The sequence below is a fragment of the Paenibacillus sp. MZ03-122A genome, assembly GCF_024213325.1.
GTDB classification, from domain to species: Bacteria; Bacillota; Bacilli; order Paenibacillales; family Paenibacillaceae; genus Paenibacillus; species Paenibacillus polymyxa_B.
The window spans coordinates 124,887-145,198 of the sequence record NZ_JANAVI010000006.1 but is presented as its reverse complement, the minus strand read 5'-3'; the positions used below and the strand labels follow the sequence as shown (position 1 = coordinate 145,198).

Sequence of the window (20,312 nt, the reverse complement as noted above, 5' to 3'; positions counted from 1 at the left end):
ATATGAATGCGATACCGAATCAGCGTCATTTGTATATGGGAACGTTCGAAGCGGAGGCTTACTGGCGGGATGCCCAGTTAGCTTCCCTGCCAGCCCTGCCTGACCGGGCTTCTTCTGCGATTGTAGCAGCCATGGATGAACTGCTGTTCAGCTTTTGCCAGCCAGGAGATGCGTTATTGACCCGTTATGCTATTTCGCCTGTACATCGTCAGTATATCGCGCAGTTGGGCTTTCATCCGGCTGTCAACGAACGAGATTTGACCGACGGCATGGAGCGTGCAGGCAACGTATCGTCCGCTTCAGTATTCGAACTGCTGGGCAGTCGTAAGGCCGATGCTGGAGAGGGGTTTCCTCAACTGGAAGGCTGTGTACTTAGCCCGTTTGCGGGTTTACCGCATGTGGAGGAGGCTGCACGTGCTTGGGGTATAACACTGCATCAGCCACCGCTGGAAACGATTCGCAAGGTAAATGCCAAAACGTATTCCTCTGATCTGAAACGCAGTCTCGGTCTGCGCAACCCAGGCTATATCGTGACTTCGTTTGCAGATGTCGCTGAGGCGGGGCGTAAGCTGCTACGGGATGGAAGCTTTTTAATCAAGGATGATTTTGGCGTATCGGGCAAAGGAAACCTGCACATTACCTCGACACAAATGCTGGACCGGATCGTATCGTATTTACGTGGACAGGAGCGTAAAGGCAAACAGGTGCTTTTCCTTTTGGAGCCTTTTCAGGAGAAAGAGCAGGATTTTTCTTGCCAATTTGCGATTGGTGATGATGGAAATGTCAATATCCTATCTGTACAATGGCTGGCTAACACACAATTCTCCTATCGGGAATCCTTGTCGCCGGACGGGGCTTTTTTAGAGCGGCTGGAGCGCGAGGGCTATTTTAGTTTAATGCAGGATGTGGGACGGCAATTGTATCAGGATGGTTATTACGGCGATGTATGCATTGATTCCATGACACTTCGTGGTGGGAAGCTGGAGCCTATTATCGAAATTAATGCTAGAAAGTCGATGAGTTTGATCAAGCATCAGCTCGATACCTTTCTGGCCGGGAAAAATATGCGTGGCACGCTGACGAATTATTCACTGTCCCATGATGGCAGTCTATCCTATGAAGAACTGCTGGAAGGGCTGAAAGGTGAAGGATTGCTGTTCACAGGTGAACGGGAAGAAGGTGTCATGCCTCTGGGTGCCAATACATTATATGTGAACACCGGTGGACGAGATGGCGAGAACAAGATTGTGGGCCATACAAGCACGCCAAGCAGAAATGCAACCGGGCGCGGAGGCAGATCGCCTGCCAAGCAGATTCGTGTGAGCGGGATTGGGGCCAGCGATGGCGGATCAGAAGGGAACGGCATGGCTAAACCGGACTTGAATGGTAACAAAGAAACTGCTGGAAGCGAACGGGCACGAGGCAAGGGGCGTCTTTATTTAGAGCTGGTTGCTGCGAGCGATGAGGATAAAATGCGATTGACTACAAAGCTGGAGCGTTTTTTGGCAGAGCATCATCTTACAGTGCTGAATTAAACGGGAGGCGTATGAGCATGCGTAAGAGTACGGATAAGCTTATGAAGGTAACGATTTTGTGTTCCGGTTTCGGATTGGGCTTTTATACCCCTGGCTTGTTGTTGCAAGCGGGTCTTCGCAGGCTGGGCGTGGATACGGCGATTCATGTATTTGAAAATGTGCTGCCAGAATCGGCTCGTCTCAAGGTCGACAAAAGCCGCAAAGCTTACCATGACAATTTTGCGGTGGCCTTAATGTCACAAAAGGTTCCGCAGGATATGCGTAATTCACTGGATCTCGCTGCGATGGAAGTGCTGCTGAACCAATGGATGGAGGAGGATCGGCGGTATTTTATATGCTTATCCGGTCATTGGATGTATGTACTGGAGGAGTATCGTAAGCGCAGAGAACCGGAGTCGGTGCATGTGGACATCGTGTACATGGATTCGACACCTTCTCCTTCCTGGAAAAATCTAGCCAAGCATAACCCGCGTTTTGCGGAGGGCTGTGGAGAAATGACCTTTTTTGAAAATGATAACAATAGAGTCAGCCACTATATTGATGTGCCAGCTGTGGAGTATGTACCGTTTGAAGCACGGCAATCCCGCTTATTCGTACATGGCGGCGGTTGGGGGATGGGCACATATCGTGACAAGGTTGGACGGTTGGAAGAAGCGGGCTGGGAGCTGGATCTGCTGTTGTATGATCAGGATCAACCGGATGAACAGCGGGAAAGTATACGCTATTTTCAGATGGACCCGCAGTGGAGGACATGGCAGCGTAATGAAGCCGGAGAGCATACATTTCCACCTTTCGGAGAGGTAAAAAGAGGCGAGAAGACAGTGTATCAGGTTGGACCGGATTACCATAGCATGCTGGACCAAGCATGTCGTGTCCAGGCCATTGTCAGCAAGCCAGGTGGTGGCAGCCTAACCGACTCGTTCGCTACGGCCACTCCACTCATTATGCTGGAGCCATTTGGTGTGCATGAAAAGCATAATGCAGATCTATGGGAACGGCTGGGACTTGGTATGCGATACGATACGTGGATACAAACCTATGACGGCAGTGCTCAGATCCTGGAGGATATGCATCGCAGGATCGTAGAGCTGCGTAGTCGGACGCCGCGTTATATAGAGTCCTATGTGAATAGTATCCAATTGCCAGTAAGCTCCCCAGGAATGGAGCAGGGGTTATGAACGCTGCGGTGGCTGCGCAAGAGCCTGCGATGCGAGATATTCGCTTTGGGATCATTGGCTGTTCTGCCATTGCTCCCCGTGCGTTGCTGGAACCGATCCGACATGTTGCAGGGGCACGCGTGACCGCGCTTGCGAACCGCACGGTTGCCAAGGCAGGAGAAATGGCAGATCGTTTTGGCGTTAGTGTCATTTATCGGCATGCTGAGGATATGCTAAAGGACCCGGAGATCGATGCTGTATATATTGCGCTCAGCAACGACTTACATGCCGAGTGGATTGACAAAGCACTACGGGCTCATAAGCATGTGCTGGTGGAAAAGCCGTTATGCCTGAATACGGCTGATCTGGCTCCCTTGGCAGCGACAGTCGAACAGAGCAGCGCTTACCTGTTGGAAGGAGTCATGGTGCAGCACCATCCTTGGCAGCATGAGCTGCGGAGGATGGTAGAATCGGGGTGTTATGGTCGCTTACGCTCCATAAAGACGAGTCTATGCATTCCGGCAAAAGAAGGACATGCGGACAATTACAGATCTCGTCCGGAGCAGGGTGGGGGATGCTTTTGGGATCTGGGCGTGTACTGGCTCCAGCTGCTTCAAGCCGTCGTTGGATTAGAGCAGGCGGAATTCCACAGTCAATCGGATTTCGATGGTCCTCATGGCTGTGACTGGACATTTCGTGCGCAAGCCCGTTATCCAAGTGGATTGGAGGCATCTGCCCTCTTTTCATTTGAGCTCCCTTATCGCTGTGCTCATGTACTGACCTTTGATTCGGCAGTGGTCACCTTGAAGGACTGCTTTCGGGCCAATTTAGGTTTTTATAAAATGACACTCAGGACGGAAATAAAGAAGGATATCATGCCGAATATAACAGATGTGGACGCACTGCCTGGGTTATCACAGACATCTTCGCATACCAAAACGGTTTTCGAGCCTATGAACTATTATGTCAATCAGTTGAATACCTTTTGTAGCATCATCCGAGGAGAAGCGGAGCCCATTCCATTTCGCGAGGCTGCTGAACGCGTCAGACTGCTGGCAGCCATTCATGAAGCAGCACGCTCGGGCGAGACGATCTATGCAGTATGAGTATGATTGTGTTTTCGAACGGAGGGAAGCGAATAATGCAAAATACTGAGTATCAAGGCATAGAGAGGAGGGGAACTCAGGTGATGGATAAAAAGGACGAAGCCTTACTGGAGCGTTTCGGCGAGCATCCGACGCCATTTTACTATTATGACGGGGACGCGCTGCATGCCCACGTCAGCTCATTGCTATCCCGATTGCACCCGGCCGTGCATGTACATTACGCGCTCAAGGCTAATGGTAACGTAGCCTTGGCTGGGTTGCTGCGCTCGTTAGGTTGTGGTGTTGAGATTGCTTCGGCTGGAGAAATGTTCGTCGCTATGGAGGCTGGGTATGCTGCGGAAGACGTGCTGTACGCCGGACCGGGAAAAACAGTAACCGAGCTGAACGAGGCGATAGCCTATGGAATCGGCTGTATTCATGTCGAATCGGTGAGAGAGCTGCGTCTGTTGGAGGACATTGCTGCCCAAGCGGGCCAACTTGTTAGGGCAGCGGTTCGCATCAATCCCGATAACGATCTGTCTGGAGCAACGATTAAAATGGGTGGTGTTCCGCGCCCCTTTGGAGTGGATGAAGGGCAGCTGGATCACTTTTTTAAGGTGCTGGAAGATTGCCCACACGTCCATTTTCAAGGTATTCAGGTATATACAGGTACGCAAATGTTGAAATCGGATCAGATTTTAGCTTCATTTGCGAATACGCTGCAGCTGGCAGAACGGGTACAGGCTCAGTATGGTGTGGCAATGCATACGGTCAATTTGGGCGGCGGGTTTGGTGTACCTTATTTTGCTCATGAGCAACCACTTGATATGGATCACGTCATTGACGGACTAAACGCACTCGCGGAGCAGACCCGAACCCGCATGCCCGGGGTTAAGCTAATCATCGAAAGCGGCAGGTATCTGGTTGCTCAATCGGGCATGTATGTCTGCCGAGCATTGTATACAAAGGAATCCAAGGGGGAGAAGTTTGTCGTGGCTGATGGTGGCATGAATCACTACGCCGCAGCTACTTTTCGAGGACGCCGTATTAGAGACAACTACCCAGTGCGAATTATGCGTAGGCAAGCGGGAGAATCAAAAGAACCCAAAGAACCCAAAGAACGAGAAGTGGAAGCAACCCTACGGATGGGGCAGAGAGACGCTTCTGCTCAAACGGCTGTTACTGTCGAACAATCATTAGAAGAGGTCGCAAGCCGAATAGGGGGGCCTCCGGAGGAAGCATCCTTGGAGCTTGAGACGGTAAGTATTGTTGGTCCGCTTTGTACACCCGAGGATTGTATTGTGAAAAAAGCGCAGCTTCCTCCGATTCACGAGGGCGATTATATTGCCTTTCCGAATGCAGGTGCCTATGGATTAAGCTATAGTCCACTACAATTTCTGGGACATGCTACCCCGGCGGAGCTGCTCGATTTTCGTGGGGAGGTGCATGTCATTCGTGAACACGGTGACCGCACAGACCTGCTGCATCATCAGCGCATGATTCCGTTGCCTGAGGATGCGTTGTAAGTATGTAAAAAAACGCCAAACTCATGGGAACCGATACAACTCGGACCTGTGATTTGGCGTTTTTTACATGATGAGTAGGGTAGTATCGACTCAATGTTGCTTGGAGCTGCGCATTTCTTGACGCACAAGCTGCCATACCATAAAGATCAGTACAGCGATTTGTGGGACAAAGGTTTCCCAAGTTGGATACATTCCCAGCCAGCTAATGGACGGAAGCGAGGAGGCAGTGTGCCCCGGAAGCTTGCCAGCCACCTGAAGCGAATGAATACTTTCGCCCAGAAATCGGAATACGAGATAGTAAATCAGTACAGTCGCAGTCAGGAAAAAGGCACGAATCGGCAATCGTACACTGAACTTAATGATCGCAAACGCCAGAATGACTAGAACAACCGTCGCCGAGCTAATGCCGAGCAGCAATTGCGAGGTTTCGATGGCTGGAGCCATACCGACATAAAAGATAGCTGTCTCGGCTCCTTCACGCAGAATTGCGAGCGCAGAAACCGCAAATAGTGACCACAGACTTCCCCGTGCCAGCGCGTTGCCCACGCTGTTTTCCACAAAGCGGTTCCACGCGGCAGCATTGGATTTGCTATGCAGCCAGCTACCAACGGTCAGCATCAGCACGACCGCCACCAGCCCGGTGACACCCTCCAGCAACTCACGCATGCTGCCTGATGCGGCAGCTGCCACCAGTGTGGTGAATAGTACTGCCAGAATTCCGCTCAGCACCAGCCCCGTTCCGGCTCCTGCCCATATCCACCGTCCAGCCACGGCTTCGCCGCTTTTTTTGGCATACGCCAGCAGAGCTGCGAGCACGAGAATGGCCTCCAGGCCCTCACGCAGCAAAATCAGCGCAGCATCCCACGCAGTGTAAGAACGTTCTTCCGTCAACGGACGGAGTCTGTCCAGCATCTGATCAAGAGTCTGAATGGCTTTGTCCGTATTCGGTGGAGAAGACAGCAGATATCCTGAAGTCTCGGTCATTTCATTTTCAATTGCAGTGTAAGACGTCGGATCGGCAATTTGTACATGTCCTTCGACAGAAGGCCACAGAGCGATAAACTGCACTACCTTGTCAGCCGCTTGCTCTGGCTGATTAGCTACAGCATTTTGGCGTGCGGATTCGAGCAAGGTGACTGCATCGCCTAGGGAAGCTGCCGAACCATTCGCCGTTCCGGCAGCCGTATTGCCTGCATTCGTTCCTTGACCTGTGTTCATAGATTTACCCTGACTATAATCAGACAGCAGAGTCGTTAATTCCTGCATTTCCTTGAGAGCCTGTTCTTGGCGAATAGGCTCAGCTTGCATGGAGATGCGGATGAGACTGATTTTAGTTTCGAGCGAACTGTATACCGGGAAATTGTCCAAACGAATCGGTGTTTCTACCTGATACCAGTCTTTGACGATTCGATCGTAATCCACCCGGGCAGCAGCCCAATCGCCTTTTTGCATGGCGGCCAGACTGCCCTTCGCCATGGGAAGCAGTTTTTCCGCTGCTTTGGCTCCAGCCGGGGCTGGTTTGTCCCCTTCGGCAGCAGTGACGTACTCATTGACCGAGCGCGCCAGCACGGATAAGGCAGCTTTCGCTGGTTCCCCGCCACCACTGGCGAGTGTTTGTTCCGCATCGGTGAGTGCTTGATCTACAGCCGCGATGTGAGCTGAATCTCCGCCATTTGTTTTGGCGGCCTCCCACAGCGTGCGGAATTCTTTCAGATCCTTGGAGGCTTCCGTCCATTGGGCTTGTCCCGCCTCCACTAGTGCTCCGCCCACTACAGGCATTAGCTGATCATGGGTGACAGCTTTGGCATCTGTTTGTGCAAAAGCGACCGACCCGGAGCCGGAAATGAACGGAGTTACGGTCAGCAGCAGAGCTGCCACCAGCACAAACACCCATCCCAAGCTTTTATTGCGCCGATTCATATAAATCCCCTTCCTTGCCTGCTGTTAAAATAACGTATCCCCGATGTAGCCGCCTTGCGATACACCTGGGAAGCAGGCGAACACCGCACTGCCTTTGTGTACAATGTATTCGTTCAGCTTGTCATTGCGTGCAAGCTTCTCCTGAATATGAACGAACTGCTTGAACAGATCACGCTGGTAGCTGATGAACAGCAGCCCAGCATCCAGCTGTCCTGTTTGCTTGTCCAATCCGCTTGAATACGAATAAGACCTCCGTAAAATATTAATGCTCCCGTCCCCATGAGCCAAAGCGACATGAGAGGTGGGAGGTGTAACCGGCTTGCCTTCCGGATTTTTGGCCGCCAGATCAAGCTTGTCGAACTCCTTGACCTTGCCGAGTGGGGCCCCGCTGCTGCGATGACGTCCAAAAGTATCCTCCTGGTCGCCCAATGTTGAGCGATCCCACACCTCTACTCGCATGCGTACACGGCGAACAGCCATATAGCTGCCGTCGCCCATCCATGCTGGTCCGTCACTGGCCTGTGTCCACACCAGCCGATTCATCTCGTCTGCCTTGGAGGTGTCGGGGTTCCCTGTACCGTCCTTGAAGCCCAGCAAATTGCGTGGTGTGCTTCCCGCAGGATCAGCCTGTGCTGTTCGCTGGAAGCCTTCCTGCGTCCAGCGAAGCACCGCCGTTCCTCTGGCGATACGTGCCAAATTACGCAGGGCATGGAAAGCTACCTGCAAGTCATTGGCACATACCTGCACTCCGATGTCGCCACCGCACCATTGCTCCTCCAGGGCATCCCCTTGAAAACGGGGCAGCTCACGGAACCCGGCAGGTTTAAGCCCTGCCAGGCCGTATCGTCCATCAAAAAAGGATGGGCCCACACCAAAGGTGATCGTCGTGCGGGATGGCGACAATCCTGCCGCCTCGCCCGTATCGGAAGGAGGGAGGTTGAGATTTTCATTATCGTTGCCAAGCAGCACGCCAGAAGTCATTGTAGCGCTTGCTTCCGTCCAGGCTTTGAAGAGGCTGCGCACCTGTTCCTTGTCGCTGGTTGTTAGATCGAAAGCGGCGAAGCAGATGAAATCCTGCGCCGGAGTCACAATACCTGCCTGATGCTTACCGTAAAAAGGGATTACATCTTTGGTATCCACATCCGTCATCATGCTTTCGAGACGTTGACCGGCTGACAGCACGGCTCCCACGCCCCCGCCGCCAAGCAGGAGGCCTAGTCCACCTACCCCGGCCAGCTTCAATAGGTCTCGGCGTGATACGGATTTGCTTTTTCCTGACAGCTCATCTTCCACTAGCTTCGCATCCTTTTTTACCAGATCGGCCTGTTCATTATGGGATTCCGCATACTGCGGCTTTTCTTGCCCTTTTTGCCGCTTAAAGCCTTTCATATCATTACACTCCTAACAATTTCCCCATTTGGGACAACGGTTCTGCCAAGGCATCGAGGTTTTGGCTCAACTTTTTAACTTCTTCCGGTTTCAGTTTTGTATACGACACATAGCCTTCTCCGTCCTTAAAAGGAGCCAACTCTTGCTGTAAGGCCGTAAAGCGCTCACCAATTTGTTTTTCCAACGCCGCATCTTTTTGGTTCAGATCTGTTTTCAAAATGTCATATATCTTTTGTGCGCCCTCCACATTGGCTGCAAAGTCGTACAAATCTGTATGAGAATATCGCTCCTCTTCACCCGTCACCTTCGAGGTGGATACTTCATTCAACAACTCGACTGCACCCGTTACCATCAGGCTGGCGTCAATATTAACTGTTTCTACTTTGGCACGCAGCAGCTTGGCATCACTCAGCAGTCGGTCGGAAAACTCGTCCATTCCTTTGGTTGTGTTTTCTTCCCATAATGTTTTTTCAATCCGGTGAAAGCCGCGCCAATCCGCTGCATCCACATCACCGTCACGTGCATCAATATTCGGGTCAAGATCACCCAGCGCTTCTGCAATCGGTTCAATCCGTTCATAGTACATACGTGCAGGAGCATACAGCGCCTTGGCTTTATCCAGCTCGCCAGCTTTGACTGCGTTCGTGAATTCTTCTGTCTTCTTCACAAACGTATCGCATTGCTCGATGGCATAGGTGCGGTAAGCTGCTACCGCTTGATCAAAATTGGGGGCAGAAGCGGCAGGAGTCGTTGTCTGTGTTGTTGCTCCTGCATCTTTGGTCGTCGCGGCAGGCTGCTGAGTAGCAGTTCCGGTTTGTCCGCAACCTGCGAACAGAATAGAAGAGACCAGCACTCCGGCCGGTACGGCATAACGTAGTTTCATAATCAAAGAACACCCTTTCTGGCCAAACTGGCCTTGAACCATAGTCTGTTGCGCGATACCTATATCGAATTTTTATTTTGATAATGATTATCAGTCGCGGTTTTTCTTATCATAAGGCTGGCCCATATGCCTGTCAATACATAAATTAGGCGCAGAGTCCAACCCTCCATCGAAGGGAGTTAGTAAGGTGCCTATGCCCATTTTTATCCGCATATTGAACCATACCTGAGCACATGACATAAAATGTGTTGACTGTATCCCTTAACCTTGTTACACCACACAAAACCCGAGCAAGGAGGGGTGAAATTGACGAAGGGTAACGACCACAAAAACAAGTTTTTGTTAACTCACCGTGAACGTGAAGTATTTGAACTGCTCGTGCAGGACAAAACAACACGTGACATCGCCGGACAGCTATTCATTAGCGAAAAAACGGTCCGAAACCATATTTCCAATGTGATGCAAAAATTGAACGTAAAAGGTCGTTCACAGGCGGTCGTGGAATTAATCAGGCTTGGAGAATTAAAAATCTGACCTCTTGTTCCTTGCGGGGTACAAAGTCTTCTCGATGATCCTTCGACAGTGAAGGGTGGTCGGGAAGGCTTTTGTTTTGTGGTATGTTAGCTGATCAAACCTAGCAAGTTTATTCTATATTTCAAATTGAGGAGAGAAGCTGGAAAATCTATTGTAAACGTAAAACAAGCGAGTGTCATAGCAATGGACATTCGCTTGTTTTGATCGTTTTTTAGTTTAGAAACGATAATCCTGAAGCTGTTCCTGGCAGTTATCTATTCTTGCTAGCTCTGATTTGGGATAGCCCAGTCGTTTTGTTTTATTACTGCACATCCAGCAGGAACAATGGATTTTTCCTTTGTAGAATACACCATCGAATTTGATGACCCATACCCGGTGTGCTGAAAGCCGTTTTTTACGCTGAATAACACGTTTTCTGTGGTGCCTAAAATAAGCTCGATTACGATTTTTTTGATTAGGTTTCATTACCATCACGCTCCCTTGGGCAAAGGCTCAGCCCGCAGGAGAAACCAAGGGTATAAGTAATACTTCTACGGGCTGAGCATGATGGTAATCAGATTTAAAGGAAGAGACATGTATCCACCTGCTTGGAATTATTTTAAAGGTGAAAGTGGGGAGTGGATGTTCATTAAATCAAAGTCAACAATTAATTTTGTTTTTAGCATAAAATCAATGCCTAATATACCATCAAATCCATACGGGTCTTGAATAGAGCTTAGTTGAATTGGAAATGTATCTAATTGAATATGACCGATTTTTAGATGAGGAATTACCTGTTCGTAGCAAATTTCACTTGTACCGCCCACCCCGTACATCCGCTTTGCTCTCCCGTTAATGAAATCAATGTGAATGCCGATTTGGGCAAGTAAATCCGTATCAAACACTGTTGCAGCGCACCCTGTATCGAACAATACGTTTGGTAATAGAGCAGTTTGGTCGTGATGTCTCAAAGTTAAGGAAACAATTGGCAAACCATTATGGAGGTTAATCTTCATGTACGCTGCCGTACTCCTGAGAAAAACTCTTCTACAACCTCGACATCGGATCGACTGGTATGGAACACATACAGTTCGCGTGACGGATACAGTTTGTGAAAATGTTTATACCCGCTCCAAGCATCTTTTGGGTTATCGTAATCCTGAATAACCGCCATGTCTTCAAGATTGCGCACGCGATTATTGGAACTGGCTTTTATAGCCTCAACCAACACAAATCGCCTTGGATGTGATTCGGCAATTTCTTCCCATTTCATCGACTTCACCTCGCTCTTTTTGCTTTATTTTATTATAACATAAGCGGGGGGACGGCAAGGAAGCAGTAACCTCTACCATGTGATCAGTCCCGTAACCCTTTTAAAAAGGATGAAGGCTTTTGTTTTACAGAATAACCGCTGAAATATGTGGGAATTTGCGTGTAAATGATGTACTATATATAGAAGGAAGAAACTACCATTAGAGATCATAGTGCAACTAACAGGAGTAATCAAAACATAAGACTGTACCACAAAGTTATACTAAGATAGAAATGCATCTGGTGATAGTCTAAGAATATAAATCCCTACAAAAGCAGTATTCAGCATGACGACAGGATGGAAGATGGATCAGGTTTTGAGTTATACTTTTATATATAGGTGTTGAAGAAGAATCACAAGGCAGAAAAAGCTCGTTGCTTCAGGTAGTAGGAAGTAGCTTTTGCCTAGAGCTACCTGTGGTATATTCTTGATCGGAGGTGAATGTTAAGACATATGACACCCAACCAACACTTGATGACTTATACGCTGAACAGCGGTATAAAGGGAACGGTCGACCTAACCAGTAAGCAGGTGCAGGAATGGATCAAAGCATATCGAATTGGCAGCAAGTTTGTAACGGTTGTGGGAAAACAGTATTTTGGTTTAAACCCTGAGTTGGTAGCAGATTTCAAGGTACATAATGAATACTCGGAGCAGAGAGAACACATATCCATAATACAGCCTGTAATAGAACGCAAAGCTGTAGAACTGGACCCACTGGTAGAGGCGTACAGTCAGTATAAAACATTAATTCAGGTAGAATGTAAATGTGGTGCTTCCTATATAGAAGAGTCACCGCACAAAAGAACCAAGTGGTCATGCAAGGAGTGTAATAACATTGTGTTCCTGGATCGTAAAAAGGGCATGGTGGATACAGATAAAGGAAAGGCATGGTACATGACCAACAAATACTATGTGGAAAGACAAAGCAACTGACAGATTGTCAGTTGCTTTCTAACTATACACTCACACCTCTTGTGTGCCTACTAAAATGATATTAGGTCTTTTGCCAAATAATAAAATTGATGTTTTTTACGCTTTGTAGTACATTATCAAGTGTATTATAAGGAGGCTTCTCATGTACGGACATAGACAAGATGATACTTTATACATCATGACTTACACATTAAATAGTGGTATCAAGGGCACAGTGCCTTTGTCTAATCAACAGATACAGGAATGGCTTGAGTGTTACAGAATCGGCAAGAAATTTGTAACCGAGATTGGCAAAGAGTACTTTGGACTGCATGCGGAACTGGTGGCTGATTTTAAAGTGCATAATCAGTATTCAAGCTATCAGGAGGTTATTATCCCGATTCAACAGCCGGATACTGGCCTAAAAGAGTTGTCCCAGGCTTACAAATCAACTGAAACCTTAATTAAAGTAGATTGCAAATGTGGTACATCGTATGTAACAGAATCTCCCTTTAAGCGGACCAAGTGGTACTGCACCAAATGCCGGGAGATTGTTTTTCTCGACAACAAAAAGGGAATGGTGGATACTTCCAGAGGCAAGGCCCATTATATGACCAATAAGTATTTTGTAGAAAGAGAAACAACTGGCGTATAAGCCGGTTGTTTTTTTATTCGCAAGGTTTGTGTACGTCCTGACTTTTCAAAGCCGATTGCGCTATAGTGAAAAAGGGGAAAGATAAAGCTTGATATAAACGATAGTCAGGTGGTGAACGTCATACGGGAAGATCATACGAATGGTGCAAGAAACCGCATGAGCACAAACAATGTGTACATAAACGAAACGCTTCATTTGGAACAAATCATAAGTGACCTGCGGGTGATGGGTTATGTGGCTTTTCATCATCATCCGCAAATCACAGGTGAGATTGAAGAGCTGGAGGCGTTAAAAAAGCAACTATTATCGTTTTTTCAACAGCATCATGTATTGTGGATTGAGCTTGACCCGCTAACGCAATATGTGGTGGTGAATAACATGGGGAAGGCAACGGTGCTCAAACTCATGGGTCGAAAAATGAACCCGCTACGGGATCTGAGAGCAAACGCTGCTTTGGCTGGACAGCCGCTGCATGAGTTGGATCGGGAGATAGAACGGCTCAATCGGCTGGCTCACCTGTTGCGCTACACCCGTTTTTCTTAAGCGAGGAACTAACGTAAAAAAGCATTCACGAAGTATGGATGATCCCATGCTGTGAATGCTTTTTAGTATCTATTTTTTACCGCATAAGATGAGCAAATCTACTGTGACATACGGTAAATTTATTTCCTGCACTCGCTGCCAGTCTGCTTCCGTAGCTCCCCACGATAAGGGAGTCATATGGAGCAAAGGTTTCAAGAGGTCGGCATTTAACATAAAACGATAGGTTACCCGTTCGGCGGATAGAAGTTTAAAATGATCTTTAAATCGGCTTAATATATTGTCATTCGAATAAGCAGGCGTATTCTTTTTCTGTTCATACAAGCATCTTAATTCCCGAAGATAATATCGTTCGGGAATAACTTTCAGGACGCAGCCGTCCTCCGAAAGAATTCTTGTAAATTCAGCATAATTAGAAGGGGATAAAATATTGAGTACACCGTCAAATTGTTGATTTGAAAATGGACAATGAGCCAGATCGGCAACACACCAGAGAGGATGAGGATATTCTTTGGCTGCGGCCACAATACCTTCTTTAGACAGATCCATACCTACGCTTGTAAGCTCGGTGATTCCCTTCCAAGTCAGCTTATCCTGAATGTGGCTCAAATGAGTGCCTTCCCCGCAACCTGCATCGAGCAAGTAAAGGTGTGATTTTTGATCAAACAGCGGCTTCATAAATTTCATTATAGTGCTGCTTATCGCTTCATTTAAGGGATCGAAAAATCCGCTATTGCACATCATTCTTCTGGAGGAAAACAGTTGTTTATCATATTTGGTCTTATAGGACCGGGCGGCTAAATGTAAATACCCGTATTTTGAAAGATCATAGCAATGCTGACTCGTACATAGGAGGCTTTTACCTTCCACCATACGCATCGGTTGAGAGCATAGAGGACACCTAAAGAGATGTTCATGCTTACCAATCAGGCCAGCCTTCATCTCGTGTTTATTCCATTTGGACACAGAAAAGCACCCCGTTCATTCGTATTTGGTGAATGAAAAAAGGCACAGCCAAATAGACCCAACCCATTTTCGAAAAAAATGGTTGAGTTTTCATGAACTGTACCTCACATTACCGTAAACGAATAAACTGAATAATCATATTATGTAGCGCTCCTCCAAAAAAAAATAGAAAGGGCTTTCGCCCTCTCTATTGTAACTTAGCCATAAGAAGTTGTCATGTGCTTACACCGATTTCAAAAACTCTACAATCGTCAGCAGACCCTTATCAAAATTATCCAAGTTAAAATGCTCATTAGGCGCATGCAGGTTCTCATCTGGCAAGCCGAAGCCCATCAGCACGACTGGGGCAGTCAGCACACGGGAGAAGGTTTCCACGATTGGGATGGAGCCTCCATCCTTGGTAAAGAGGGCACGCACACCGTATACCTTCTCAAAAGCATCGGCTGCCGCTTGCAGAAACGCGTGTGACGGGTCGATGTTAAAGGCGTTTGCTTTTTCACCCTGTTGAATATCCAGAGTAGCTCCTGCCTGAACATGAGCGCGTAAATGGCGCTCGATTTTGTCCAGAATGTCTTGCGGATTCTGGTTAGCCACCAAGCGGCACGTGATTTTAGCATGAGCTTCTTTCGGAATGACCGTTTTCGTGCCTTCCCCTTGGAAGCCGCCGTACACGCCGTTCAGCTCTAGTGTCGGACGCGCCCCAACACGCTCAACGAAGCTGAATCCTTCTTCGCCATAGAGGGAATCAAGTGCAAGATCTTGTTGCAGCTTGCTCTCATTGAAGCCTTGCTTCACGAATTCTTCTCTCATCTCTGCCGATAATGGAGCGACATCGTCGTAGAATCCTTCGACGCTAACGCGGCCTTTGTCGTCATGCAGGGTTGCCAGCAAGGACACCAGAGCATGCAGGGCATTCGGCACGCCGCCACCGAAAGAGCCGGAATGTAGATCTGTGTTCGCCGTGTGAATGGCGACTTCCAGTGAACATAGTCCACGCAAACCTGTGCAAATGGCAGGCTTCCCTTTTTCGATCAAGGAAGTGTCGGACACCAGTACAGCATCGGCAGCCAGACGTTCAGCTCCAGTTTGTAAAAACTCAAGCAAGTTCGGACTGGACACTTCTTCCTCGCCTTCAATGCAGAATTTGATGTTCAGCGGCAATTTGCCTTCCTGCTTCAAAATGGCCTCAACTGCCTTAATGTGCAAGAAAACCTGTCCTTTATCATCTGTCGCTCCGCGCGCATACAATTTTCCATCACGGATGGATGGCTCAAACGGCGGCGTTTCCCACAGGTGAAGCGGGTCTACGGGTTGTACATCATAGTGTCCATACACGAGGATCGTTGGTTTACCAGGTGCGTGCAAATGATCGGCATATACCAGCGGGTGCCCTTTGGTTGGAATGATTTCAACGTTTTCCAGACCGGCAGCAGTCAGTTTGGCAGCCAGCCAATCAGCTGCTTGGTTAATGTCCTTTTTGTGCTCCGATAATGCTGAGATACTCGGAATGGACAACCACTCCTGTAACTCGCCTAGTTGTTGCTCTCTGGCTTTTTCAAAATATTCGGAATAACTCATAAACTATGTATCCTCCTTTTTCAATGTAAATCGTGTGAATGTTGCGCTATCCTCCGAACCGAGGTTGTGGACGATATGTCTAGTTTACTACGTTTTGTGCTGAACGAAAAATAGGGAGATAAAAAAACGATTCTACCCGGGTCTGTTCAGACCTGAGCAGAATCGCCCCTAACCAAGCATATGGATGCACTTATGCGCGAATGTCCAGTTGACCCCCGAGATGAGGCTGTACGCTTTTTTCCATCATCTGCACTAAAGCCTGTCCTTGTTCACCGGCCTGATCCTTAGCCATACTTAATACTTTCACACTTACGGCTTGAGCTAAGCTGGCCTGACTCATACCTGTTGATAATGCTGCGATATCCATGTTCCAACCCTCCTTCATTGTGAAGACTCTTTCTCTGTATTTATCGGTTGGAACGGTTATTTTGTTTCATCTAATTGGAATTGTGTCAGTAAATCTTGAAGCTGCTCTGCCAGACGGGTCAAGTCTGCGGCAGACGAACCGATCTCTTCCATGGAGGCGAGCTGTTCCTCTGCGGCTGCGGACACGGTCTCCGTATGGGATGCCGCTTCTTCAGCGATGCGTGTAATTTCCTCCATGCTACTAACGACTGTACTCGTTCCATCTGCGACGCCAGCGGTAGAAGCTGCGACGTTATCGAGCTGCTTCGCTGATTTGGCTACCGCTCTACGGATGCGAGAGAAGGAGCGACCGGATAGGTCTATGGAATTGATACCATCATTTACGCGTTCCTTCGCTGATTCCATAGCAACCAGAGCTTCAGACACACCGTTCTGTATCCCTTGAATTTGTTCACGAATTTGTTGTGCGGAATGAGCTGAGTTTTCAGCCAGCTTGCGGACCTCTGTCGCCACGACAGCAAAACCTTTGCCATGCTCTCCTGCACGTGCTGCCTCAATGGAAGCATTCAATGCGAGCAGATTAGTCTGGCTGGCAATTTCCGTAATGACAGTGACGATCGTTCCGATTCGTCCAGATCGGTCACTCAAAGCACCGATAATCGTATCCAGTTCTTCCACGGTAGTACGAATGCCGTCAATGGAGACGACGCTGTTGCCGATATGCTCACTGCCTGCATCCGACGCCTGAATGGCCTGTGTGGAGTAAGTGGTCATTTCAGCCATAGTTTCAGTCATCGCGGTGATGTCTGTTGCCATGTCGCTAACCCGTGTCTGATTAGCTTTAGCGCTGCCCACTTGGCGTTCGCTGCCTGCGGCCACATCTTGAATGGCTATGGTCACATGCTCGATAGCCCGGGTCGTTTGTTCTGCACCTGCTGCAAGCTCCTGCGAGGATGCCGACAAATTGCCTGTCATCGCTTGAATTTCTTTAATCATGTTACGCAGGTTATCTACCATTTGTTGAAAATATCTTGATAATTCACCAATTTCATCTGTGCTGGTCGTAGCTACGTTAATCGAAAGATTACCTTGGCTGATGGCATCCATAGAATTACGTAATCTTTGGATGGGCTTAAGTATACTGCTGATTAGCCACATTGCGAGTACACCAATGATGATGGCTGCAATCACCAACACGATGATCGTCGTGATAAGAATCGGCTGGGCGGAGGCACTGGTTTCTGCTTTGTCCATCGTTCCGGCAATTTTCCAGCCCGTCAGCGCATTAGTTTTGAAAATCAGGTGTTTGTCTACGCCATTAAAATCGTAACTAAAGCTACCTTCCTCGGAGGCAAACAGTTTGGGTATCGTTTCCCCCATTTTGGTACTTCCGCTGACTTCTGTCGGGTGGGTTACGATACGTTTGGTGCCATCCAATATCATAATAAAACCATTTTGTCCTATTTTTAACTTTGTGATTTCTTTTAAATTATTCAGGTTCAGGGAAAGACCGAGAACGCCGCTGTTGTCGGGAAGTGTGCGTGAAATATACACAACGGGGACCTTAGCCGTATTGAGTCCAACAGGGCTGATTACGGTTTGTCCGGGTTTCTCCATGGCCTGTTTGTACCACGGACGCTCACGAGGATCGTTTGTGGAGCCTACGGCTTTGCCAATAATGAGTTTACCTTCGGGAGTTCCGACAAACATATCAACAGCTTCTGCATGCATTTTTAAATATACTTGTAATTTTTTCAGAATGGCATCATCTGCTTCAGCACTGTTATCACTAACCGTCATCGTTGTAGAGTAATATTCGAGATCAGCAATTTTGGCCTGAATCGTTTGAGTAACAGCACGATCAGATGCGGTAACGCTAGACGTTGCACTGTCCAGTAATTGGCGATCTGTCTCGTTGTACGCTGCCTGATAGGAGAAAGAGCCCACAATAATACTAGGAACAAGCATGACCAGTAGAAATGCTGCTGTCAATTTCTTGCGTAGTGTTAATGTTTTCAGTCGTTTCAGTTGTTTCATCAAACCCCTGCTTTCTATCTACATATTCATTTCTAATATTTATACCATATGTATTTACTATCGGTTATTTTGAGCTGAATTGATAGATTTATTACTAATTTGTCCAATACGCTAAAGAATTTCTTGCATAGCATGGAGTATCTTGCAATTTGGAGGGATAGGGTATGGGTTTTTTTCTGGATATGAGAAGCTCCACCAATTCATCAAAAACAGGTGAGGGTCCCGATATACAGCTGGGTCCTATACCGGAGCGGTTCGGTTTGATCACCCTGCGAACCTTTCTTGTGCCGGGTCCGATTGTAACTTTTAGTGGTTCCATTGGTCTGATCGGTGAGCTTGGCGATACGTATGCGGTTGAAATCGTACGTGGAGCCGACTATGATCCGAGCGAGGTAGTCTACCGCGCCGAGGGGGTACTGGGCGTGACTGGGGCTAATGAAACGCAAGCTTTTAATGCACAGGATTTGTCCGCTCCCTGGGCAATACAGACCGTATATTCTTCTTATATTTCTGGTGTATCGACCACTGTTCGTAATGGTCCAGAGGTATTCACGGGCATTGCTTCGACTCCGTTTTTGTAAAGATATCAGACAAGGATTTTTTGTTAGAATTCACTGACTGTTCATAGTTCTCCTATGATTAGGTCGCTGCGCTCTGAGCTTATCAGCCACGAGTCTGGGGCAGACATTTGCCGCAGGCTCATGGCCATAATTTTTAACCACAACACCCAGAACACAATTGACCTAGTTGTTGTAATTTCCTTTATGAGCGTGTTCTACAGAGTTGATTGTGTTTCTCGGATTCTATCTCTTTAGAATCTCTCGCAAATACACTGTCAACTCATCTGCTGCTTTGGCATGGGCGGAGAGCCCGGGATGGCTGCGAGATCCTATCGTTTCTTCCGTCGTGTTAGGCAGTTGGAATACGGACACATTCCGATCCCTCGTTCTTTTCTTGTATGCGTCTACCGCTCGGTAGATTGAGGGCATCATCGGAGTACCCAGCATCCCATAGGCCCACACAATATGGGCAGCAGGATTGTAGGTCCGAAGCTTGACAAGAAAACGTTCGATAGCGCTTTCAAAATCTTGTAAATCCTCTTCATTGAATGTACCGTCTTCGTTCAAGCGTTGCTTGTACACTTTCCCGCTTGCTGGGTCCGTCCATGCAGGAGAATAAAAGGCTCCCCCGTCATTAGTCCCCAAATTCACTACGACCACGTCCGGCTGCCATGAGGTAAAATCATGATCTGAAAATGCCCCTAATGCTTCATTTCTCTCACCGGTTAGCACACCACATACCTGCTCATAATATGCGGGTATGTTTGCATGCGGATTATTATCCCAGCTTGTTAGGACACCCCATCCGCTTTGTGATAACACTCGGTAGTCCGCATTCAGTGCTTCGGCTGTTATGGCTGTATAATTGCGTAGTGCTGTGAACAGCATGGGAACCCAGTCTGTCTCCTCCTTCGCTCCAATCGTTCCTTCTCCCGAGGTAATGCTGTCACCGATAAATTCCACCTTGAGGGACTTATCAGTGACTGGCAGTAATTCCCCGTCCACCTTCAGGGCATGGATTTGCAACAAGCAGCGCGAGTCCGAACTCATAGGCTGGACATCCTTGACTACACGGACATTTTTGACCGTATCAGGGTTCAACCCTCTCAAAACACAGATCCAATGTCGTCCTGCGGTCACCATCAGGCGACTCATCGGAACACCATTGATGACAATACTGATCCAGGGTTCATACACCTGGTAATCGGCCTCAATTTCAATCCATAGCTCTGAGCCTTTGATATTTAATTCAATGCCACTGCCTGTCCAAAACAGAGTAAGAGGTGTACGTGTGTGCGTAGTTCGACCATGAACCTTTACATGCTTTGCTTTTGTAAGTGGGTATGTCTTCAATCTCTTGTTATGTGACATTTTA

General features: G+C 48.0%; 20 protein-coding genes and 1 pseudogene. 9 read left to right on the top strand and 12 right to left on the bottom strand.

Annotation, left to right across the window (positions count from 1 at the left end):
* The first annotated feature begins 2 nt into the window (after positions 1 to 2).
* From NLX74_RS14905 to NLX74_RS14890, 4 genes are all read left to right on the top strand, one after another.
* Positions 3 to 1,535 (top strand): ATP-grasp domain-containing protein, encoded by a 1,533-nt coding sequence (locus tag NLX74_RS14905; RefSeq protein ID WP_254329177.1) that lies wholly within the window; start codon positions 3 to 5, stop codon positions 1,533 to 1,535.
* Positions 1,536 to 1,552: 17 nt separating this feature from the next.
* Positions 1,553 to 2,713, top strand: coding sequence for a UDP-glucuronosyltransferase (locus tag NLX74_RS14900; protein WP_235308499.1), 1,161 nt, complete (start codon positions 1,553 to 1,555; stop codon positions 2,711 to 2,713).
* Positions 2,710 to 3,798 carry a Gfo/Idh/MocA family protein gene (locus NLX74_RS14895; protein WP_254329176.1) on the top strand — a complete coding sequence of 363 codons (1,089 nt, stop codon included), beginning with the start codon at positions 2,710 to 2,712 and terminating at the stop codon, positions 3,796 to 3,798. The genes NLX74_RS14900 and NLX74_RS14895 overlap by 4 nt, the downstream gene beginning before the upstream one ends.
* Positions 3,799 to 3,881: 83 nt before the next feature.
* Positions 3,882 to 5,303, top strand: coding sequence for a type III PLP-dependent enzyme domain-containing protein (locus NLX74_RS14890; protein ID WP_254329280.1), 1,422 nt, complete (start codon positions 3,882 to 3,884; stop codon positions 5,301 to 5,303).
* Positions 5,304 to 5,393: 90 nt separating this feature from the next.
* Here the strand turns inward: NLX74_RS14890 and NLX74_RS14885 are convergent, their stop codons facing one another.
* The 3 genes from NLX74_RS14885 to efeO are packed head-to-tail and all read right to left on the bottom strand — an operon-like array spanning position 5,394 to position 9,495.
* Positions 5,394 to 7,223: an FTR1 family iron permease gene (locus tag NLX74_RS14885; protein WP_254329175.1), complete on the bottom strand. Its 1,830-nt coding sequence runs from the start codon at positions 7,221 to 7,223 to the stop codon at positions 5,394 to 5,396.
* A 24-nt stretch (positions 7,224 to 7,247) separates the two neighbouring features.
* Positions 7,248 to 8,612 (bottom strand): iron uptake transporter deferrochelatase/peroxidase subunit, encoded by a 1,365-nt coding sequence (gene efeB / locus NLX74_RS14880; RefSeq protein WP_250266557.1) that lies wholly within the window; start codon positions 8,610 to 8,612, stop codon positions 7,248 to 7,250.
* 4 nt (positions 8,613 to 8,616) lie between these two features.
* Entirely contained in the window at positions 8,617 to 9,495 is an 879-nt protein-coding gene (gene efeO / locus NLX74_RS14875; RefSeq protein ID WP_025721876.1) for an iron uptake system protein EfeO, read from the bottom strand.
* Between the two features lie 306 nt (positions 9,496 to 9,801).
* Between efeO and NLX74_RS14870 the strand changes: the two genes are divergently transcribed.
* The gene (locus tag NLX74_RS14870; protein WP_007431813.1) at positions 9,802 to 10,029 is read left to right on the top strand and encodes a helix-turn-helix domain-containing protein; all 228 of its coding nucleotides are present in this window, start codon (positions 9,802 to 9,804) and stop codon (positions 10,027 to 10,029) included.
* 216 nt (positions 10,030 to 10,245) lie between these two features.
* Here NLX74_RS14870 and NLX74_RS14865 read toward each other — a convergent pair whose 3' ends face one another.
* From NLX74_RS14865 to NLX74_RS14855, 3 genes are all read right to left on the bottom strand, one after another.
* The gene (locus tag NLX74_RS14865; RefSeq protein WP_250266556.1) at positions 10,246 to 10,494 is read right to left on the bottom strand and encodes a hypothetical protein; all 249 of its coding nucleotides are present in this window, start codon (positions 10,492 to 10,494) and stop codon (positions 10,246 to 10,248) included.
* Positions 10,495 to 10,622: 128 nt separating this feature from the next.
* A complete protein-coding gene (locus tag NLX74_RS14860; protein ID WP_250266555.1) occupies positions 10,623 to 11,024 on the bottom strand; it encodes a retropepsin-like aspartic protease in 402 nt (133 codons plus the stop codon).
* On the bottom strand, positions 11,021 to 11,281 hold the full coding sequence (locus NLX74_RS14855; RefSeq protein ID WP_023990050.1) for a hypothetical protein: 261 nt from the start codon (positions 11,279 to 11,281) through the stop codon (positions 11,021 to 11,023). The genes NLX74_RS14860 and NLX74_RS14855 overlap by 4 nt, the downstream gene beginning before the upstream one ends.
* Before the next feature lie 492 nt (positions 11,282 to 11,773).
* Between NLX74_RS14855 and NLX74_RS14850 the strand changes: the two genes are divergently transcribed.
* The 3 genes from NLX74_RS14850 to NLX74_RS14840 all read left to right on the top strand — a co-directional run bounded on the left by NLX74_RS14850 (position 11,774) and on the right by NLX74_RS14840 (position 13,433).
* Positions 11,774 to 12,256: a hypothetical protein gene (locus tag NLX74_RS14850; protein ID WP_235308509.1), complete on the top strand. Its 483-nt coding sequence runs from the start codon at positions 11,774 to 11,776 to the stop codon at positions 12,254 to 12,256.
* A gap of 142 nt (positions 12,257 to 12,398) precedes the next feature.
* Positions 12,399 to 12,890, top strand: coding sequence for a hypothetical protein (locus NLX74_RS14845; RefSeq protein WP_013311697.1), 492 nt, complete (start codon positions 12,399 to 12,401; stop codon positions 12,888 to 12,890).
* Positions 12,891 to 13,046: 156 nt separating this feature from the next.
* On the top strand, positions 13,047 to 13,433 hold the full coding sequence (locus NLX74_RS14840; RefSeq protein WP_180984650.1) for a hypothetical protein: 387 nt from the start codon (positions 13,047 to 13,049) through the stop codon (positions 13,431 to 13,433).
* 69 nt (positions 13,434 to 13,502) lie between these two features.
* On the opposite strand, the gene NLX74_RS14835 is transcribed toward NLX74_RS14840, so the two are convergent.
* From NLX74_RS14835 to NLX74_RS14820, 5 genes and pseudogenes are all read right to left on the bottom strand, one after another.
* A complete protein-coding gene (locus NLX74_RS14835) occupies positions 13,503 to 14,117 on the bottom strand; it encodes a methyltransferase domain-containing protein (RefSeq protein ID WP_230585104.1) in 615 nt (204 codons plus the stop codon).
* A gap of 123 nt (positions 14,118 to 14,240) precedes the next feature.
* Positions 14,241 to 14,372, bottom strand: a pseudogene (locus NLX74_RS25860) (putative RNA methyltransferase); the annotation flags it as partial.
* A gap of 246 nt (positions 14,373 to 14,618) precedes the next feature.
* The gene (locus NLX74_RS14830) at positions 14,619 to 15,974 is read right to left on the bottom strand and encodes a dipeptidase (RefSeq protein ID WP_254329174.1); all 1,356 of its coding nucleotides are present in this window, start codon (positions 15,972 to 15,974) and stop codon (positions 14,619 to 14,621) included.
* A 190-nt stretch (positions 15,975 to 16,164) separates the two neighbouring features.
* Positions 16,165 to 16,341: a YjfB family protein gene (locus NLX74_RS14825; RefSeq protein WP_235308518.1), complete on the bottom strand. Its 177-nt coding sequence runs from the start codon at positions 16,339 to 16,341 to the stop codon at positions 16,165 to 16,167.
* A gap of 56 nt (positions 16,342 to 16,397) precedes the next feature.
* The gene (locus tag NLX74_RS14820; RefSeq protein WP_254329173.1) at positions 16,398 to 18,377 is read right to left on the bottom strand and encodes a methyl-accepting chemotaxis protein; all 1,980 of its coding nucleotides are present in this window, start codon (positions 18,375 to 18,377) and stop codon (positions 16,398 to 16,400) included.
* Positions 18,378 to 18,541: 164 nt separating this feature from the next.
* Between NLX74_RS14820 and NLX74_RS14815 the strand changes: the two genes are divergently transcribed.
* Positions 18,542 to 18,958 carry a hypothetical protein gene (locus NLX74_RS14815; protein WP_023990042.1) on the top strand — a complete coding sequence of 139 codons (417 nt, stop codon included), beginning with the start codon at positions 18,542 to 18,544 and terminating at the stop codon, positions 18,956 to 18,958.
* 222 nt (positions 18,959 to 19,180) lie between these two features.
* Here the strand turns inward: NLX74_RS14815 and NLX74_RS14810 are convergent, their stop codons facing one another.
* Positions 19,181 to 20,308, bottom strand: a complete 1,128-nt coding sequence (locus NLX74_RS14810; RefSeq protein WP_254329172.1) for an SGNH/GDSL hydrolase family protein — start codon at positions 20,306 to 20,308, stop codon at positions 19,181 to 19,183.
* Positions 20,309 to 20,312 lie beyond the last annotated feature (4 nt).

Coding starts and splice junctions, on each gene's coding strand:
- NLX74_RS14905 (WP_254329177.1), top strand. CDS start 3: ATGAATGCGATACCGAATCAGCGTCATTTGTATATGGGAACGTTCGAA.
- NLX74_RS14900 (WP_235308499.1), top strand. CDS start 1,553: ATGCGTAAGAGTACGGATAAGCTTATGAAGGTAACGATTTTGTGTTCC.
- NLX74_RS14895 (WP_254329176.1), top strand. CDS start 2,710: ATGAACGCTGCGGTGGCTGCGCAAGAGCCTGCGATGCGAGATATTCGC.
- NLX74_RS14890 (WP_254329280.1), top strand. CDS start 3,882: ATGGATAAAAAGGACGAAGCCTTACTGGAGCGTTTCGGCGAGCATCCG.
- NLX74_RS14885 (WP_254329175.1), bottom strand. CDS start 7,223: ATGAATCGGCGCAATAAAAGCTTGGGATGGGTGTTTGTGCTGGTGGCA.
- efeB (WP_250266557.1), bottom strand. CDS start 8,612: ATGAAAGGCTTTAAGCGGCAAAAAGGGCAAGAAAAGCCGCAGTATGCG.
- efeO (WP_025721876.1), bottom strand. CDS start 9,495: ATGAAACTACGTTATGCCGTACCGGCCGGAGTGCTGGTCTCTTCTATT.
- NLX74_RS14865 (WP_250266556.1), bottom strand. CDS start 10,494: ATGAAACCTAATCAAAAAAATCGTAATCGAGCTTATTTTAGGCACCAC.
- NLX74_RS14860 (WP_250266555.1), bottom strand. CDS start 11,024: ATGAAGATTAACCTCCATAATGGTTTGCCAATTGTTTCCTTAACTTTG.
- NLX74_RS14855 (WP_023990050.1), bottom strand. CDS start 11,281: ATGAAATGGGAAGAAATTGCCGAATCACATCCAAGGCGATTTGTGTTG.
- NLX74_RS14850 (WP_235308509.1), top strand. CDS start 11,774: ATGACACCCAACCAACACTTGATGACTTATACGCTGAACAGCGGTATA.
- NLX74_RS14845 (WP_013311697.1), top strand. CDS start 12,399: ATGTACGGACATAGACAAGATGATACTTTATACATCATGACTTACACA.
- NLX74_RS14840 (WP_180984650.1), top strand. CDS start 13,047: ATGAGCACAAACAATGTGTACATAAACGAAACGCTTCATTTGGAACAA.
- NLX74_RS14835 (WP_230585104.1), bottom strand. CDS start 14,117: ATGAAATTTATGAAGCCGCTGTTTGATCAAAAATCACACCTTTACTTG.
- NLX74_RS14830 (WP_254329174.1), bottom strand. CDS start 15,974: ATGAGTTATTCCGAATATTTTGAAAAAGCCAGAGAGCAACAACTAGGC.
- NLX74_RS14825 (WP_235308518.1), bottom strand. CDS start 16,341: ATGGATATCGCAGCATTATCAACAGGTATGAGTCAGGCCAGCTTAGCT.
- NLX74_RS14820 (WP_254329173.1), bottom strand. CDS start 18,377: ATGAAACAACTGAAACGACTGAAAACATTAACACTACGCAAGAAATTG.
- NLX74_RS14815 (WP_023990042.1), top strand. CDS start 18,542: ATGGGTTTTTTTCTGGATATGAGAAGCTCCACCAATTCATCAAAAACA.
- NLX74_RS14810 (WP_254329172.1), bottom strand. CDS start 20,308: ATGTCACATAACAAGAGATTGAAGACATACCCACTTACAAAAGCAAAG.